The organism is Dyella sp. 2RAB6, from assembly GCF_052115385.1.
Taxonomy (GTDB): Bacteria; Pseudomonadota; Gammaproteobacteria; order Xanthomonadales; family Rhodanobacteraceae; genus Dyella_D.
On record NZ_JBFRGP010000006.1, the window covers coordinates 214,761 to 230,750 of the forward strand.

15 protein-coding genes are annotated in these 15,990 nt (G+C 65.1%); 7 read left to right on the forward strand and 8 right to left on the reverse strand.

The window, feature by feature from the left end:
- Nucleotides 1-12: 12 nt before the first annotated feature.
- The 5 genes from AB4083_RS12050 to AB4083_RS12070 all read right to left on the reverse strand — a co-directional run bounded on the left by AB4083_RS12050 (nucleotide 13) and on the right by AB4083_RS12070 (nucleotide 6,095).
- On the reverse strand, nucleotides 13-810 hold the full coding sequence (locus tag AB4083_RS12050; RefSeq protein ID WP_441608051.1) for a PAS domain-containing protein: 798 nt from the start codon (nucleotides 808-810) through the stop codon (nucleotides 13-15).
- A 661-nt stretch (nucleotides 811-1,471) separates the two neighbouring features.
- Nucleotides 1,472-3,136, reverse strand: a complete 1,665-nt coding sequence (locus tag AB4083_RS12055; RefSeq protein WP_441608052.1) for a flavin-containing monooxygenase — start codon at nucleotides 3,134-3,136, stop codon at nucleotides 1,472-1,474.
- Nucleotides 3,137-3,193: 57 nt separating this feature from the next.
- A complete protein-coding gene (locus AB4083_RS12060) occupies nucleotides 3,194-4,420 on the reverse strand; it encodes an FAD-dependent monooxygenase (RefSeq protein ID WP_441608053.1) in 1,227 nt (408 codons plus the stop codon).
- A gap of 69 nt (nucleotides 4,421-4,489) precedes the next feature.
- Nucleotides 4,490-4,819: an antibiotic biosynthesis monooxygenase family protein gene (locus AB4083_RS12065; RefSeq protein ID WP_441608054.1), complete on the reverse strand. Its 330-nt coding sequence runs from the start codon at nucleotides 4,817-4,819 to the stop codon at nucleotides 4,490-4,492.
- A 229-nt stretch (nucleotides 4,820-5,048) separates the two neighbouring features.
- Nucleotides 5,049-6,095 (reverse strand): methyltransferase, encoded by a 1,047-nt coding sequence (locus AB4083_RS12070; RefSeq protein WP_441608055.1) that lies wholly within the window; start codon nucleotides 6,093-6,095, stop codon nucleotides 5,049-5,051.
- Between the two features lie 222 nt (nucleotides 6,096-6,317).
- Between AB4083_RS12070 and AB4083_RS12075 the strand changes: the two genes are divergently transcribed.
- The 7 genes from AB4083_RS12075 (at nucleotide 6,318) to AB4083_RS12105 (ending at nucleotide 12,804) form a co-directional block, all read left to right on the forward strand.
- Nucleotides 6,318-7,736, forward strand: a complete 1,419-nt coding sequence (locus tag AB4083_RS12075; RefSeq protein WP_441608056.1) for a class II 3-deoxy-7-phosphoheptulonate synthase — start codon at nucleotides 6,318-6,320, stop codon at nucleotides 7,734-7,736.
- Between the two features lie 34 nt (nucleotides 7,737-7,770).
- Nucleotides 7,771-8,397 carry an isochorismatase family protein gene (locus tag AB4083_RS12080; protein ID WP_441608057.1) on the forward strand — a complete coding sequence of 209 codons (627 nt, stop codon included), beginning with the start codon at nucleotides 7,771-7,773 and terminating at the stop codon, nucleotides 8,395-8,397.
- Nucleotides 8,394-10,259 (forward strand): anthranilate synthase family protein, encoded by a 1,866-nt coding sequence (locus AB4083_RS12085; protein WP_441608058.1) that lies wholly within the window; start codon nucleotides 8,394-8,396, stop codon nucleotides 10,257-10,259. The genes AB4083_RS12080 and AB4083_RS12085 overlap by 4 nt, the downstream gene beginning before the upstream one ends.
- Entirely contained in the window at nucleotides 10,256-10,630 is a 375-nt protein-coding gene (locus AB4083_RS12090) for a hypothetical protein (RefSeq protein WP_441608059.1), read from the forward strand. Before AB4083_RS12085 ends, AB4083_RS12090 begins: the two co-directional genes overlap by 4 nt.
- A 2-nt stretch (nucleotides 10,631-10,632) precedes the next feature.
- A complete protein-coding gene (locus tag AB4083_RS12095) occupies nucleotides 10,633-11,262 on the forward strand; it encodes a pyridoxal 5'-phosphate synthase (protein WP_441608060.1) in 630 nt (209 codons plus the stop codon).
- Nucleotides 11,263-11,267: 5 nt separating this feature from the next.
- Nucleotides 11,268-12,113, forward strand: coding sequence for a PhzF family phenazine biosynthesis protein (locus tag AB4083_RS12100; protein ID WP_441608086.1), 846 nt, complete (start codon nucleotides 11,268-11,270; stop codon nucleotides 12,111-12,113).
- A 202-nt stretch (nucleotides 12,114-12,315) separates the two neighbouring features.
- On the forward strand, nucleotides 12,316-12,804 hold the full coding sequence (locus AB4083_RS12105) for a PhzA/PhzB family protein (protein ID WP_441608061.1): 489 nt from the start codon (nucleotides 12,316-12,318) through the stop codon (nucleotides 12,802-12,804).
- Nucleotides 12,805-12,833: 29 nt separating this feature from the next.
- Here AB4083_RS12105 and AB4083_RS12110 read toward each other — a convergent pair whose 3' ends face one another.
- The 3 genes from AB4083_RS12110 to AB4083_RS12120 form a co-directional block, all read right to left on the reverse strand.
- A complete protein-coding gene (locus AB4083_RS12110) occupies nucleotides 12,834-13,964 on the reverse strand; it encodes an agmatine deiminase family protein (protein ID WP_441608062.1) in 1,131 nt (376 codons plus the stop codon).
- 95 nt (nucleotides 13,965-14,059) lie between these two features.
- Nucleotides 14,060-15,304 (reverse strand): sensor histidine kinase, encoded by a 1,245-nt coding sequence (locus tag AB4083_RS12115; RefSeq protein WP_441608063.1) that lies wholly within the window; start codon nucleotides 15,302-15,304, stop codon nucleotides 14,060-14,062.
- Nucleotides 15,301-15,975 carry a response regulator transcription factor gene (locus tag AB4083_RS12120; RefSeq protein WP_441608064.1) on the reverse strand — a complete coding sequence of 225 codons (675 nt, stop codon included), beginning with the start codon at nucleotides 15,973-15,975 and terminating at the stop codon, nucleotides 15,301-15,303. The genes AB4083_RS12115 and AB4083_RS12120 overlap by 4 nt, the downstream gene beginning before the upstream one ends.
- Nucleotides 15,976-15,990 lie beyond the last annotated feature (15 nt).

A 15,990-nucleotide genomic window follows, 5' to 3' on the forward strand; every position in this document is an offset into this window, starting at 1 on the left:
CTGGCTCGTCCGCTATCTCGACGCGGGCTGGGTATCCCTTGCACCGTTGCGCAGGGAATGAAAGCTGCTCACCGGTTCATGCCGGGGAAAGTGCGTTGCCGCGGGACGCGCCATCGTGCGGAATACCGACTCCGGCATCACATAGTAATAGCCGAGCTGGATCGCCTTCTCGATCAGGTCCTGTTTGGTCAGCACGTTGAACTTCTCCTTGAGGAAGGTCACGTACTGCTCGACCGTGCGCGAGGAGATGGACAGGAAGTCGCCGATGCGCTTCGCCGTGGCGCCGCGAAGCATATAGAACAGAACTTCGTACTCGCGCCGGGTGATATCGAGATCCGTGTCACCGCCGGCAATCACATAGCTCACGCCGCCCGGCTGGTTCAGGTCATTGAAGATGCGCGGCGCGTTGCTGCGGTATGGGCCCAGCAGGCCGGTGTTGAGCGCGGACATGTCGGTCAGGTGGAACAGGACGCCGCTGGTGCGGGTTTCCTGGTCCATGAACGGCTTCTTGGTGACCAGGAAGGCGTTGATACGCGCGCATTTCATCCGGTACACGTTGAAGGTGGTCATGGCGGTCTTGCGCTCGAGCACGTACTGGTCCTGCTCGCGAAAGGTCTGCGCATGGACCGCCATGTCGCCCGGCAGATCGAAGTCGGTCAGCCCCGCGATCGGCTCGTCCGGGCGCAGGCCGGCGATCGCTTTGAACTCCTGATTGGCGTAAAGGAAAATCGACTGTTCGTCCTTGCAACCGCAGGCGCCAGGTATCTGGTCGATAATGGACGCTAAATTACTGCTAATGGCTTGCGGCATGGGTTTGGCTCCTTGCGTATCGATATCAATGGCGCGTTATTAATCGCCCGCGGCTTTCCTTTATTTGAAATAAAGTCCAGGCCGGTCGTGATTTTCCTTTTTCATCGGCGCAGGCGGTTATACGCATCAAAAACACCGGCGCCTATCTGTCATTTGTATTACGGCCAAAATGCACAAGCAGGCGGTACTAATGTGTTTCGCGCAGGGCCATACGCTCGCGGTCAGCTCAGCGCTGTCGCGAGTGCCAGGCTCTGTCGAAGCCTCTCGTGGTTACCATCCGGCAGGGTATAAAAGTAAACACGAAACCAGTTTCGGTTTCGTGACGTGATTAACCGTTGCTTTGTTTCAAAAATCCGTCGCGGCCTATCCCGAATGGGATTAATGCTGCGCATCTCGACGGATGCTTCACAAACACGTGTTGACTAATGAACATGCGGTCTTTCGCCCTAATTAATTGAGCGACTATGACTAATGTCGGTGTGAAAACGGCGTGTAATGGAGTGCGCGCCTGCGGGCTCCATCAACGCGAAACGGATTGAATCGATCCAGGCGGCGAACGTCGACAGCCCCCCGACATCGAAAAAAAACAGCTACCGCGACGGTCGGTCGCGATAGCTGTTCGGGCCTGCATGAAGCGATGGTTGGCGAAAGCGCGGTGCGCTCAGGCGATCGGCGTTGCCACGCTGTCGTTCGAAGCAGCCAGCAGCGGCGCGTGAAGGCCGGTGGACGCGAAGCTATAGCCCGCATAGCCGCCGGCCACGATCTCGGCCAGTCGCTCGCGGTAGGCCGCCAGCCCGCCGAAGAAAAACAGCACGCGGTTCGGCCTTCCTTCGATATTCGCGCCGAAGATCCACGACTTCACCTGCGGGAACAGCGTGTACGCGGCCATGTGCTCGCACTGGACCGTCCACTCGTCCTCGGCCGTCGGATCCGTATCGACGACGAGCTGGCCCAGCTGCTCGGACCGCCCGATCAGGTGGCCAATCCAGTCCACCTGCGTTTCGATCGCCGGCGCCAGGTTGCTGAACACGCTGTTGGGCCCCAGCACCATGAACAGGTTGGGAAAGCCGTGCACGGTGATGCCCAGATAGCTGCACGGCCGCGAGCCCCAGTGGTCCACCAGCAACCGGCCGTCGCGGCCGCTGATGCTCATTTCGCGATAGCTGCCTTCCACGCATTCGAAGCCCGTGGCATAGACCAGCACGTCGAGATCGTGCTGCTTTCCGTCGGCCGTGCGGATGCCGTTCCTGTTGACCTCGGCAATCGGATTCGCCTTGAGGTCGACCAGCGACACATTCGGCCGGTTGAAGCTTTCGTAGTAGCCGTCGGCGCAGACGGGGCGCTTGGCGTAGGGCTCGCGCGGCGAGAGCTTCGCTGCCGTGGCCGGGTCGCTGACGATCGCGGCGATCTTCTCGCGGATGAAATCGCAGGCCGCTTCGTTAGCCGCCGGATCGATCGCGATATCGGAGAACGTGCCGAACATGAAGCGGAAGCCGTTGCCCGCCTCCCAATGCTCCTGGAACACGCGGGTGCGTTCTTCGGCGGAGACCGACATCGCCGATACGCCGGCTTCGGCAAAGCCGCAGGCAATCCGGGTCTGGCGCAGCTGGTCCCAATAGCCGGCGAAGTTGGATCGATACTCGCGGATAAACTCCGGCGACAGCTGATCGTTGCCAGCGGGCACGCAGTACTGCGCCGAGCGCTGGAACACCGTCAGATGGCCGGCGACCGCAGCGGCGGCCGGAATGAACTGGACGCCGGTCGATCCGGTGCCGATCACGCCCACTCTCTTGCCATCCAGCGACAGATCGTCGGGCCACGCTCCCGTATGCACCTGGCGTCCTTCGAAGCGATCGAGGCCGGGCAGCGCCGGCTTGTTGAGCTTCGACAGAACGCCTACCGAAGTGACCAGGTAGCGCGCCTCGACCAGTTCGCCGTCACTGGTCTCGACCGCCCATACGCCGCGCCCCTCGTCGAAGTTCGCGGCGACCACGCGGGTGTTGAACTGGATCGACGGGCGCAGGCCATGCCGGTCCACCACGGCATTCAAGTAGGCGAGCATCTGCCCCTGCGCTGCGTACTTCTGCGTCCAGTTCCAGCCGTCGAACGTTTCCTGGTCGAAGGAATAACGATAGACGTAGCTTTCGGTATCCGAGCGGGCGCCGGGATAGCGGTTCCAGAACCAGGTTCCGCCCACGCCGGCCCCCTTCTCGAAGCCGCGCACCTTGAGCTTCAATTCGTTGCTCAGCTTGTGCAGCGCGTAAATGCCGGCGATGCCGGTGCCAATCACGATGGCGTCAATTGCGGGTTTCTGATCGATGTCCACGACACTACCTCCTTGAGAACAGGCTTGGGCCTTGCGTGCAGCACGGAAGAGGGTTGCCTAGCCGTTACGTGAAGACCGCTCGGCAACAGCGTTGTAGGTGCGCGTGATGCGCTCAATTTCGACGGCTTTGTCGGCGCCCGCGGTTACCGCCAGCGAACGCTCGGCGGCGTCGCGCTCGCGGTTGGCCTGGGCGATGTTGCTGGTCGCCGGCTGGCGGCGGATCTCGTAGTCGCGCAGGCCTTCGACGAGATCGGTGCTCGAAGCCAGCGTGTCGGCCAGTTCGAAGCCATCGACAATCGCCTGCGAACCGCCATGCGCGCCGACCGGATACATCAGGTGCGCGGAGTCGCCCAGCAGGGTCACCCGGCCCTTGCCCCACCAGGGCAGTGGCGGACGATCCACCATCGCCTGCCGCAGCACGGTGTCGCTGCCGGCCAGCATCGCCTGCAGATCGAACGACTCCATGTTCCAGTCCGCGTAGTGAGGAAGGATGTCCTGCGCCGACACGCGCTCGCGCGACCAGATATCCGACGTCGGCGGCAGCAGCTCGTCCGGAACCATGCAGACCCAGTTGACGAGCGCCCGGCCCTGTTGCGCATGCCGCGCGGAAATGGGGTACGCGATCAGGCGGCGCTTGCTGCTGTCGTTGGCGACGATCATGGTCTCGCCGTCGAAGAAGGACGGCAGCTCCGTCACGCCGCGGAACATCTGCAGGCCGCCGGAGCGCACCGCCATCGCTTCCGGGTGCAACTGGCGGCGCACGTTCGAATGAATGCCATCCGCGCCGATCAGCAGGTCGCCGGAAATCTGGTCGACGCCGACCGCCGCGCCGGAAGCCAGGCGCACGGTGACGGTGCCGTCGGCTTCAGCGAAGGAGACGACACGCGCTCCGCCGATCACGCTCTCCGGGCCAAGGCGATCGCGCACCGCGTACAGCAGCATCGCCTGCAGATCGCCCCGGTGCAGCGAGTACTGCGCAAAGCGATGCCCCGCCGCGGTGCCGCGCGGCTCGCTGCGATGCTGCTTGCCGAACTCGTCGAGGTAGGCGATGGCGCGCGTGCGGATGCCCGTGCGCTCGAACTCCTCGCCCAATCCCACCAGGCTGAGCTCCGCGATCGCCGCGGGCTGCACGTTGATGCCAACCCCCAGGCGCTCCAGCGTCGGTGCGGATTCCAGCAGGATCACGTCGCGAAAGCCCGCGGCATGCAAGGCCAGCGCGCAGGCGAGCCCGCCGATTCCCGCCCCGGCGATAAGGATTCTCGGCTGTTGGGCGGACGACTTCATGGCATCCCCTCCCAGGGCAAGCAACTGGTCCAGCCGGGCGCCAGTTGGCGCCCGGTTCAAAGCGGTCGATCAGGCCGTGTGCACGGACGACACGGTGAACACGTTCGGCGTGGCCTTGGCGATTTCCGCCATGCGCTTGGCGAACGGCGCCGCGTTGGGATCTTCGCGGGTCGCCTTCACGTCATCGAGCGACTTCCACTGCGCGTAGTTGACGACGCGGGTGCCGTCCTTGCTGGCCAGGATGCTGGCGGAGATAAAGCCCGGACGCTTGCTGATCACCTTCTCGGCGCCTTCGTTCAGAACGTCGATCAGCTGCTGCTGCTTCTCGGGTTCCACGTCGAAGACGCTGATGAAGGTGACGGTCTCGTCGGCGCGAATAACAGCTTGTTTCTTGGACATGATGATTTCCTTGACGATCGGGGGTATGGCCAGTCGATGGCGCGGTAGACACCCGGCACCTTGCTCGGTGCCGGGGCGTACTCGACGGTAACGAGCGCGATGGCGCAGTACATCGGTAATTTCTACGGACTCGTTTCGCTGCATGCGCCAGGCACCATTAACCGCACCAGCGAAGTTCACGACCTGTCGACATCGATGCGTGTCTATCGCGCAGAGCAGCGGCCGCTATTCAGACGGGCACGGCTTCGACGATGCTCATCCCGGTCGGCGTGGGGATGATCCGCTGCAGCTTGAAGCCCGCGGCGGCGAACAGATCGCGGAACTCGTTGGCCGTGCGCTCGCGCGCGCCGAGCAGCACGGCCATGTGCAGGTCCAGCCATTTGCCGAAGAACGGCGTCTGGCCTTCGGGCAGCACCAGTTCCACCACCAGCAGGCGGCCGTTCGGCGCGATCGCGCGGCGGATGTTCTTCAGGATCGTCACGCTGCGCTCTTCATCCCAGTCGTGCAGCAGCAGCGACAGGATGTAGGCGTCGCCGCCGGGCGGAACCGAAGCGAAGAAATCGCCACCCTCGGCCAGACAGCGCCCGCTGAGGCCGGCGGCCTGGATGCGCGTCAGCGCCGCTTCGGCGACGTGCGGCTGGTCGAACAGCACGCCGCGCAGATGCGGGTAGCGGGCGAGCAGCTTCAGCAGCATCGGGCCATAGCCGGCGCCGACGTCGACCACGGTGGCGAACGGCGTGAAGTCGTACGCATCGACGACCGCACCGGCGACTTCCTTGGTGTATCCGGCCTGCGCCTCGTTGAACACGCGGTCGGCTTCCGGATGTTCGGCGAGATAGCCGAAGTAGCTCTTGCCGAACTCCTTCTCGAACGCGACTTCGCCCGTCTTCACGTTGTGCAGCACATCCGACCAGGCACGGTACTGCTCTTCGCCATGCATGATCGCCTGCGGGCGCATGGTGTTGGGCAGGTCCGAACGCAGCAGGTTGGCCAGGGGCGTCAGGCCGTAGCTGTCCTTGCCGTGCGCGGTGAAGACGCCGACGCTGCAAAGCGCACGCAGTACACGGTTGAGCAGATCCGCCTGGGCGCCGGAAGCGCGCGCAAGTTCATCCACCTGGCGCGGACCGTCGGCGACGAGATCGGCGATACCGAGCTTGGCCGCGACATAGATCGATTGCGTCACCCAGTATCCGGTAATCATCTGCAGCAGTTGATAGTGCGGCGGTATCTCGTTGACCGCGTGGGTGTCGCGCACGGCTTCGGCTTGCGTTGACATGTGGCGCTCCTTGGGTTCGTTGGGCCATGGCATAGGCCAGTCGCAATAGCTGGCGTGCGAACCGTAATGCACATGTGGCGATGACGCTTACCGGGTTTTCTACGGTTCTTTGCCTTGATTCGTTTTGCTAATTTGCCGATCGCCGATACGAGTCGGCGCAGCATCGCGCGTCGCCGGTCAGGGGCCGGCGCATCCATGTCGTCGAACACGGAGGTCGGTGAGATGAGCAGTCAGCAAGGCCACACGAGAGAGGATGGCGGCTGGAATCCGTCGTCCTGGCGCTCGCGTCCGGCGCTACACCAGCCAAGCTATGACGATGGCGCCAAGCTCGATGCGGTGGCACGCCGCATCGGCAAATTGCCGCCCCTGGTGACGTCCGGCGAAATCCAGGAACTGAAGCGCGCGCTCGCCGATGCGCAGGAAGGCCGCCGGTTTCTTCTGCATGGCGGCGACTGCGCGGAGAGCTTCGGCGATTGCGATGCAGACACCATCGTCAATCGCCTGAAAGTGCTGTTCCAGATGAGCCTGATCCTCGGGCATGGACTCAAGCAGCCGGTGATCAGGGTCGGGCGCTTCGCCGGGCAGTACGCCAAGCCGCGCTCGAGCGACAAGGAAACCCTGGGCGGCGAAACGCTGCCGAGTTTCCGCGGCGATATCGTCAATGCGCCGGAGTTCGATGCGGTCGCCAGGCAACCCGATCCCGAGCGGATGTTCCAGGCCTACGCGTTCTCGGCGCTGACCTTGAACTTTACGCGCGCTCTGTTCGAAGGCGGCTTCGGCGATCTGCGGCATCCGGAATACTGGCAGCTGGACTGGATCGATCAGTCGCCCCGGGCGATCGAGTACCGCAAGGCGGTCGAGGAGATCGCCAACTCATGGCGGTTCCTGCACACCCTGGGCGGCCAGATGGGAACCGAGCGCGTCAGCGCCGGCTTCTACACCTCCCACGAGGCGCTGCTGCTGCCGTTCGAAGAAGCGGTGACGCGTCGCGTGCCGCATCGCCGCGGCTGCTTCAATCTTTCCACGCATCTGCCGTGGATCGGCATGCGCACCAGCGATATCGGCGGTGCGCACGTCGAGTACTTCCGCGGCCTGCAGAATCCGGTGGCGCTGAAAGTCGGTCCTTCGACGAAGCCGAACGAACTGCTGCAGCTGATCGAAGTGCTCAACCCGCACGAGGAGCCGGGGCGGCTGACCCTGATCACCCGCATGGGCCGCAAGCACATCGCCGAAGCGCTGCCACCGCTGCTCGCCGCCGTACGGCGCGCCGGACGGCACGTGCTGTGGGTCGCCGACCCGATGCACGGCAACACCGAGACCACGCCCACCGGCATCAAGACCCGCCACTTCGACAACATCCGGTATGAACTCGAAACCGCGTTCCAGATCCACGCGGCCGAGGGCACCCGCCTGGGGGGCGTGCATCTGGAAATGACCGGCGAAGACGTGACGGAATGCCTGGGCGGCGCCCGCAGCCTGACCGAGCAGGATCTGCCGCGCGCCTACAAGTCGGCGGTGGATCCGCGCCTGAACTACGAGCAGGCGATGGAGCTGGCCATGCTGATCACCAAGGCGGATCGCTCGGGGCCGACGGTCGGCGCAAGACCCGCCGCCAGCCCCAGGCCGGTTGCCGTTATCTGACCCACCCATCGACGCCACGAGGTTTGCACACGCCATGACCGGGATTCCCTCGATCAGCGCTTATACGTTGCCGGTGTCCGGGCAACTGCCGCGGAATATCCCGCGCTGGACGATCGATCCGGCACGTGCGGTGTTCCTGATCCACGATATGCAGCGTTACTTTCTGCGCCCGCTGCGCCAGGCCGGCCTGGACGTGCCGTTGATCGGCAACCTTCGTGCGATCCGCGAGTTCGCGCTCGATCACGATATGCAGGTGGCCTATACGGCGCAGCCGGGCGGGATGAGCCGCGATGAGCGCGGGCTGCTGCGCGACTTCTGGGGCGACGGCATGCAGGTGGCGCCGGAAGATCGCGCCGTGATCGAGGAGCTGGCGCCGGAGGATCGCGACTGGGTGTTCAAGAAGTGGCGCTACAGCGCGTTCTGGAAATCCGATCTGCAGTCGCGCATGCGCGCGCATGGTCGCGATCAGCTGATCATCGGCGGCGTCTATGCGCACATCGGGATTCTCACCACGGCGCTGGAGTCGTTCTCGCACGACATCGAAACCTTCGTCGTCGCCGACGCGACCGCGGACTTCACGCTGGAGCGGCACCTGATGGCGCTGGAGCACGCGGCCCGATGCTGCGCTGTGGTGCTCACCACCGCGGAGGTGGTGCAATGAGCGCGACCTTGCTGCAACGGATCATCAGCGGAGCGCTGCAGGACAGCGCGTTCGCCTTGATCGTCCGCGACAAAGGACCGGGTGTACGCATGCTGGAAGCCTATGCCGGCCACGCGCGCACCTGCGAATCCTTCGTCGATCTGCCGGATACGGACGAATCCAGGGAAGGCTTGCTGGTACTGATTCCTTATGCCCAGCTGCGCGAGCGCGGCTTTGCCTGCATCGACGACGGCGAGAGGCTTTGCGCCATCGAGATCCGGGAGCGCGAGGCGTATCCGCTGGACGAGGTGCTCGACGTCTTCCCCGAGGTGGCGCTGCATTTGTCGGAAGGTGCGTTCGACATGGACGACGAGGTCTATGCCGAGGCCGTCCGCCGGGTGATCAACGACGAGATCGGGCATGGCGAAGGGGCGAACTTCGTTTTGAAGCGCACCTATCGCGCCAGACTGTACGACTACTCGCTGGCGACGGCCTTGGCGGGGTTCCGCCGCCTGGCCGTGCAGGAATCCGGGGCCTATTGGACCTTCCTGGTGCATGTGGGTGGCCGCAGCTTTATCGGCGCCAGCCCGGAGCGGCATGTGAGTGTCGAGGACGGCGTGGCCACGATGAACCCGATCAGCGGCACGTATCGCTATCCCTCGACCGGGCCGACCCTGGATGGCGTGCTGGACTTCCTGACCAACGAGAAGGAAGTCGACGAGCTCTACATGGTGGTCGACGAAGAGCTCAAGATGATGGCGCACTTCTGTCCGGCTGGCGGTACGGTGCGTGGCCCGTATCTGAAAGAGATGTCGCGGCTGGCGCATACGGAGTACTACATCGAGGGCCGCACGCAGGCCGAGGCGCGCATCGTGCTGCGGCAGACGCTGTTCGCGCCGACGGTGACCGGCAGCCCGATCGAGAATGCGTGCCGGGTGATCGCGCGGCAGGAGCGCGAAGGGCGCGGCTTCTATGCCGGCGTCATTGCCTTGATCGGCAACGACGCGGCGGGCGGCGAGCGGCTCGATTCGGCGATCCTGATCCGCACCGCGGAAATCGCCGCCGACGGCACGATGAAGATCGGCGTCGGCTCCACCATCGTGCGCCATTCGCAACCGCACGCCGAGGCCGAGGAGACGCGCGCCAAAGCCAGGGCGCTGCTGGCGGCGCTCGGGGTGCAGGCGACGCGAAGCTTTGCCGGCGTGCCGGCGGTCCAGGCCGCGCTCGGCAAGCGCAACGGCGCCGTCGCCAACTTCTGGTTGACCGACAGCAGCCAGCGGATCTGCGTGGATCCGTCCTTGCGCGGGCGCCGGGCATTGATCATCGATGCCGAAGATGCGTTTACCGCGATGCTGGCGCAGCAGCTCGAGGCGATCGGGCTGGAAGTGACCATCAAGAGCTGCACCGATCCGGATCTGTTCGACAGCGATTGCGACGTCGCGGTGCTGGGGCCAGGGCCCGGCGACCCACGCGATAGCCGCGATCGGCGGGTGGCGAGCCTGCGCCACGTGATGAGCGAGCTGCTGGCGCGCCGCAAGGCGTTCCTGGCGGTGTGCCTCAGCCATCAGATTCTTTGCCTCGAGCTGGGCCTGGACCTGGTGCCGCGCGCCGAGCCGAACCAGGGCGTGCAGAAGGAAATCGATCTGTTCGGTCACCGCGAGTGGGTCGGCTTCTACAACTCGTTCGTGGCCAAGTGCGAGGCGAGCGCAATCAACGTTCAGGGCGCCGGCAACGTCGAGGTCAGCCGCGACCTGGCCTCGAACGAAGTGCATGCGCTGCGCGGCGACCGCTTCGCCTCCATCCAGTTTCACGCCGAATCGCTGCTGACGCGGCGTGGCGTGGACATCATCGCATCCAACGTCAAGAGAGTGCTCTCATCATGATCGCTACGATAAGTTGGTGGAATCTCGACCGATCGGCCCAGACGATCGAATCGCTGCGCACGTACCTGCATGGCGAAGGTGTGGCGCCGTGGGAGGCGATCGCCGGCATGCGCATGAAGTTCTGGATCTCCGACCCCGCCAACAACCTGTGGGGCGCAGTGGTGCTGTGGGAACACCACGAAGCGATGAGCCAGTCGCTGCCGCCGAATCGCGCGACCGAGCTGGTCGGTTATCCGCCGACCTGGCGTTCGAGCTTCGATGTCGAGGCGCTGATCGACCAGGGCGCGCCCACGGCATGGTTCGGCGCGGCGAGCCTGGGTGTACCGGCACCGGGCCATGCGCCCGTGGGCTTCCTGCAGGGAGGGGCGTGACCATGGCGGAGTACGAAGTCGCCACGGTCGCCGCACGCGACACCAGCGTGTTCGGAACGCCGCCGGCCGACCCGATGGGTGCGATCCGCGGCTGGTTCGACGAGGCGCGTGATCTGGGCGTGCCGGAGTGCGGTGCGATGGCGCTGGCCACGGCCGATCCGCATGGGCGCTCCTCCGCGCGCATGGTGCACGTCATCGAGGTGCGGCCGGACGCGCTGGTGTTCACCACCCATCGGCACAGCCAGAAGGGCCGTGAGATCGACGAGACCCATTGGTCGTCGGGCGTGCTGTACTGGCGGGAAACCAAGCAGCAGATCACGGTGGCCGGGCCGACGCGGCTGGTCTCGGCCGAAGTCTCCGATGCGCTATGGGGCCGGCGGCCGCTCACCACCAATGCGATGTCCTTCGTGTCGCGCCAGAGCGCGCCGCTGGAAGACGAGGCGGCCCTGCGCGACGAAGCGAATGCGCTGCTGGCCGCATCGCTGGGCCTGCCGCGGCCCGACGGTTGGGTGGGTTACGCCATCTATCCGGAGATCATCGAGTTCTGGCACGCCGCGCCGGATCGCCTGCATCAGCGCCTGCGCTATGAGCGCGATGGGCAGGGCTGGCACTGGCGGAGGCTGCAGCCTTGAAATCGATGCCGTATGCGGTGGCCGATGTTTTTACGCAGAACCCGCTGGAAGGGAATCCAGTCGCGGTGTTCTTCGAGGCACAGGGCCTGGAAGCGCATGACATGCAGCGGATCGCGCGGGAGTTGAATCTGTCGGAGACCACGTTTGTGTTTCCTCCTCCGGCGGGTGCCGATGTGCACGTGCGTATTTTCACGCCGGTGAACGAATTGCCGTTTGCGGGGCATCCGACGCTGGGCACGGCCATTGTGCTGGGGCAGCGCGGGCACCGCGGCACGCTGCGGATGGCGACCGCGATGGGGACGATACCGTTCGAGCTGGAGCGGGACCTGGAAGGTGTGGTGTGTGCCGCGTCGATGCGGCAACCGGTACCGACCTGGTTGCCGTATGAGCACGCCGAGGTGCTTATCGATGGGCTGGGGCTCGAAGGTTCGACGCTGCCCGTCGAGGTTTATCACATCGGTCCGAGGCATGTTTTCGTCGGCCTGCCGACGATCGAGGCGCTCTCGGCGGTGAAGCCGGACTTGCGCGTGCTGGCGACGCTGCCGGACGTGGCGGTCAACTGTTTCGCGGGCGAAGGCCGGCATTGGCGCATGCGGATGTTTTCGCCGGCTTATGGCGTAGCGGAAGACGCGGCGACGGGTTCGGCAGCGGGGCCGTTGGCGTTGCATCTGATACGCCATGGGTTGCTGGAGTTCGGCACCACCATCGAGATTCTCCAAGGTGTGGAGATGGGGCGGCGCTCGTTGATGCGGGCGACGGTGGGTGGGTCGATGGATGCGATCGGGCCGGTTGAGGTCTCGGGCGCGGCGACGGTGGTGGCGCGTGGGGAGCTGTTGCGCTGGAAGGCTTGAGTAAAGCCCCTCTCCCGTTGGGAGAGGGGTTGGGGTGAGGGTACGGGCGGAGTGGGGCGTCGCACTCCGCCCGTACCCTCATCCGGCTGCCGCCACCTTCCTCGCTCCTCAAAACCGCGCACATCCCTGTGCGCTCCCCGCGTGCTCCCGAGGGGAGAAGGGTTCTCTTTTGCAGGTAGATGGATTGACCAGAGGAATGTCCATGTCGAACACGAACCAAGCGCAGTCGATCACCGGCGACCACGAACTGCGCGCACTCCACCGCCGCGTCATCGAGGACTACTTCAGCCGCCGCGGCGAAGGCCGCCTCACCCGCTACCAGCTCTTCACCGAAGACGGCAGCGGTGGCCTGTGGACCAACGATACCGGCGGCCCGATCGCCTCCTACGGCCATGAAGCCCTGAAAGCCCACGGCGCCTGGTCGCTGAAGTGCTTCCCGGATTGGCAATGGCTCAACGTGCAGATCTTCGAGACGCAGGACCCGAACCGTTTCTGGGTCGAATGCGATGGCGAGGGGCAGATCCTGTTTCCGGGCTATCCGCCGGGCATCTATCGCAACCACTTCATCCATTCGTTCTTGATGGAGAACGGGAAGATCAAGCAAGGGCGCGAGTTCATGAACCCGTATGAGCAGATGCGCGCGCTGGGCATTCCGTTTCCGGCGATCAAACGCGAAGGCATCCCCGCCTGAGAACCGGCGGGGATGCGCGACGAAGCGCTTCAGACCTGCGGCTGATGATGCGTGACGCAGTGGATGCCACCACCACCGGCCGCGATCGGATCGATATTGAGCTGGATGATCCGGTGCGACGGGTACAGCGAATGCAGCAGGTCTTTGCAGTATTTGTCGGCATGCGCGTCGCCGAACTCGGGTGCGATCACGGCGCCGCGCACCACCACAAAGTTGATATAGCCGGCGGCAAAGGCATCGTTGCCGTTGATAAAGCGGTTCTTGCGCAGCCGTTCCGGCGGCGGCAGCGCATGGATGGTCAGTGGATGGCCGTTCGCGTCGGTGGCGCTGCGCAGGATGTCCAGGTGGGTCCGGGTCACGGCGTAGTCGTACGACGACGGGTCATTGTCCAGGTTGGCGATGACCACGCCGGGTTTGACGAAGCGCGCGTAGAAGTCCACGTGGGCGTCGGTGATGTCCTTGCCCTTGATGCCCGGCAGCCAGATGATCTTCTTCAGGCCAAGCACGGCCTTCAGCTCGTCCTCGATCTGGCTGCGGCTCCAGCCCGGGTTGCGGTTGGCGTTGACCCAGCAGCTTTCATTGAGGATGGCGGTGCCCTGGCCATCCACTTCGATGCCGCCGCCTTCGCCGGTCAGCTCGCTGCGGATGTATTCGGCGTGCGCATCGTTGGCGACCAGGCGCGCCACTCGCGCATCCATGTCGTGTTCCTGCTTGCCACCCCAGCCGTTGAAATTGAAATCGACGGCGCCGACTTCGCCATGGCGGCCGATAACGAAGTTGGCGCTGATGTCGCGCATCCAGATGTCGTCGAGATCCGTGGTGATGAACCGCGTGTTGTGGGTGCCGCAGAGTTCCCTGGCCAGATCCAACTCGTCTTCCCGGCACAGGATGGTTACCGGCTCATAGGCGGCGATGGTGCTGGCGACCAGGCCCAGGCAGGCCTGCACGTCAGGTGTCCAATCGCGCCAGTTCGAGCTCTGCGCGCCGAACGCCATGAACGTGCGCAGGTGCGGATGTTCCTCTTCCGGCATATACAGGTCGCCGTCGGCGGCATTGCCCAGCCACGACGACAGGTTCGACGAGCCGAACACCAGCGGAGAAACCAGGCCGAGGCCGATCAGGGAAGAAGCTTGGGTTATGAACTGCCTGCGCGTAGCCACAGTGGCACCTCGTTCGCCGGGTTTGAATCAAGGGTGGAAACGAAGGCTAGGGCTTGGCGGGTAACAGGCAGGTAACGGCCGCTTCGGGGTCGTGCTCAGGTATCGGCGTAGATCACCTGGACCTGGAACAGCTGTTCGGTCTGCGTCACTGCCACCCGCCATCCCATGCGCTCGGCAATGCGCTCGACCAGATGCAGGCCGACCCCAAAGCCGTGCGCATCGCCATCGCCCGGCTCGTCCCTGCCCAGTGCATTGCTGATACGAAGGCTGCCGGTATCCGCCTGGATTCGAATGACGCCCGGGGCGCCATGCTGCAGGGCATTGCGTAGCAGGTTGTGCATGGTCATCTGCAGCAGGGTCGGCATCGCGCGCACACTCAGGTCCGCGGCGACATCAAGCTGCAGGCTGAAAGTCTGCTCCGAAACGCGCGCGCTGAGATCGCGCCAGGCCTGCTCCACCAAGGGCTGCAGCGGCACCGGAACCAGCGGCAGCTCTTCGTGCCCTTCGCGCCAGAGCCACAGCAGGGTCTCCGTCATGGCGCGCATATCCCCATGGGCGCGGCGGAGGCGGTCGAGCTGGTGCTGCCATGGGGTCATGGCGCTGTCGCGTTTCTTGTCCAGCAGGTCGAGGGTTGCCCCGGTGACCGCCAGCGGCGTGCGCAGCTCGTGGCTGAGGGTCTGCAGGAAGTACTGCTCGCGCTGATGGGTGGCGGCCAGTTCGTTCATGGCGCCCTGCAGTTGCGCGGCGAGGGTGTCCAGTTCCTCGATCGGCAGGGCCGGGGCCTGGTGCGGCGCCCCGGCCGGCTGGCCGGGCAGGGTCTTGGCCCAGGCGGTAAGCCGTTCGATCGGGCCGCCCACGGAGCGGAACATCTCGAACGCCACCACGCCCACGATAGGCAGCGACAGCAGCAGCAGGACCAGCGCCACCATGGTCAGGCTGGGGCCGCCGTGCCCCGCATCGTCCTCGGGCAGGAAGCGGTGCACCACGAAGGCGGGCTCGTGCCCCGGCCCCAGCTCGAACGGCATGACGTAGAAAAAGGCCTGGCCGGTATCGAAGGTCGCGGCCTGGCCCGGCGTCCAGCGGGCTTTCGTCAGCGCCTGGCCATAGCGGGCGGAAAGCGCCTTGGCGTCGACGAAGTACTGGCGGAACCCATCGCCGGCCGGGAGCCGGCCGGTCGACTCGTACAGGGCGCCGGCCTGCTCGGCGTCCTTCGACAGATAGAACTCGCTGCTGTCGTCCAGGCCCCAGTTGTAGAGGCGGTAGATGGCGTAGCCGTTCAAGCCGCTGACCAGCAGGACCAGCACCAGCAGGCGTCCGGCGAACAGGCGCCGCAGCTTCATGGCTGCGGTGCCTGGGCCCGCAGCGCCACGCCGTGGCCCCGGATGGTATGCACCAGGGCCTGCGCTTCGCCGTCATCGACCACGTTGCGCAGCCGGTAAAGCACCATCTTCAAGGCGTCGGCGGAGGGGGCTCCGTTCGGCCACAGCAGGTCCTCCAGCTGCTCCCGGGTCACCACCTCGGGGCTCTTGCGGGCCAGGTGGACCAGCACCTGCCACTCCCTGCCGCTGAGCGACAGCGGCCGGCCATGGCGCGCTGCCGTCCGGGTGGCCAGGTCGATGGCCAGGTCGGCCACCGCCAGGCGCTGCAGGTGGCGCCCCCGCTGGGACAGGGCCCCCAGGCGGGCCGACAGCTCGGCCATGTCGAAGGGCTTGACCAGGTAATCGTCGGTCCCGCTGCGAAAGCCGTTCAGCTTGTCGGCGAGGCTGTCCCGGGCGGTCAGCATCAGGCAGGGGGTGGCCACGCCGGCCTCGCGCATGGCTTTGCACAAGGCAAAACCGTCCATCCGCGGCAGGTTCACGTCGAGCACGATGGCCGCATAAGCCTGCGCCTGGAGCAGCTCCAGGGCGGCCTTTCCGTCGGGGGCGTGGTCGCACTCGTAGCCGTCGGATTCCAGGTATTCCAGGACCGAGGCGGCCAGATCCCGGTCGTCTTCCACCAGCAGTAAGAGCATGGTTCGAGTCCCGGG

Bases quoted from the DNA above. Each gene is read 5' to 3' on its own strand.
- AB4083_RS12050 (WP_441608051.1), bottom strand. From the start codon at position 810: ATGCCGCAAGCCATTAGCAGTAATTTAGCGTCCATTATCGACCAGATA.
- AB4083_RS12060 (WP_441608053.1), bottom strand. From the start codon at position 4,420: ATGAAGTCGTCCGCCCAACAGCCGAGAATCCTTATCGCCGGGGCGGGA.
- AB4083_RS12065 (WP_441608054.1), bottom strand. From the start codon at position 4,819: ATGTCCAAGAAACAAGCTGTTATTCGCGCCGACGAGACCGTCACCTTC.
- AB4083_RS12070 (WP_441608055.1), bottom strand. From the start codon at position 6,095: ATGTCAACGCAAGCCGAAGCCGTGCGCGACACCCACGCGGTCAACGAG.
- AB4083_RS12075 (WP_441608056.1), top strand. From the start codon at position 6,318: ATGAGCAGTCAGCAAGGCCACACGAGAGAGGATGGCGGCTGGAATCCG.
- AB4083_RS12080 (WP_441608057.1), top strand. From the start codon at position 7,771: ATGACCGGGATTCCCTCGATCAGCGCTTATACGTTGCCGGTGTCCGGG.
- AB4083_RS12085 (WP_441608058.1), top strand. From the start codon at position 8,394: ATGAGCGCGACCTTGCTGCAACGGATCATCAGCGGAGCGCTGCAGGAC.
- AB4083_RS12090 (WP_441608059.1), top strand. From the start codon at position 10,256: ATGATCGCTACGATAAGTTGGTGGAATCTCGACCGATCGGCCCAGACG.
- AB4083_RS12095 (WP_441608060.1), top strand. From the start codon at position 10,633: ATGGCGGAGTACGAAGTCGCCACGGTCGCCGCACGCGACACCAGCGTG.
- AB4083_RS12100 (WP_441608086.1), top strand. From the start codon at position 11,268: ATGCCGTATGCGGTGGCCGATGTTTTTACGCAGAACCCGCTGGAAGGG.
- AB4083_RS12105 (WP_441608061.1), top strand. From the start codon at position 12,316: ATGTCGAACACGAACCAAGCGCAGTCGATCACCGGCGACCACGAACTG.
- AB4083_RS12115 (WP_441608063.1), bottom strand. From the start codon at position 15,304: ATGAAGCTGCGGCGCCTGTTCGCCGGACGCCTGCTGGTGCTGGTCCTG.
- AB4083_RS12120 (WP_441608064.1), bottom strand. From the start codon at position 15,975: ATGCTCTTACTGCTGGTGGAAGACGACCGGGATCTGGCCGCCTCGGTC.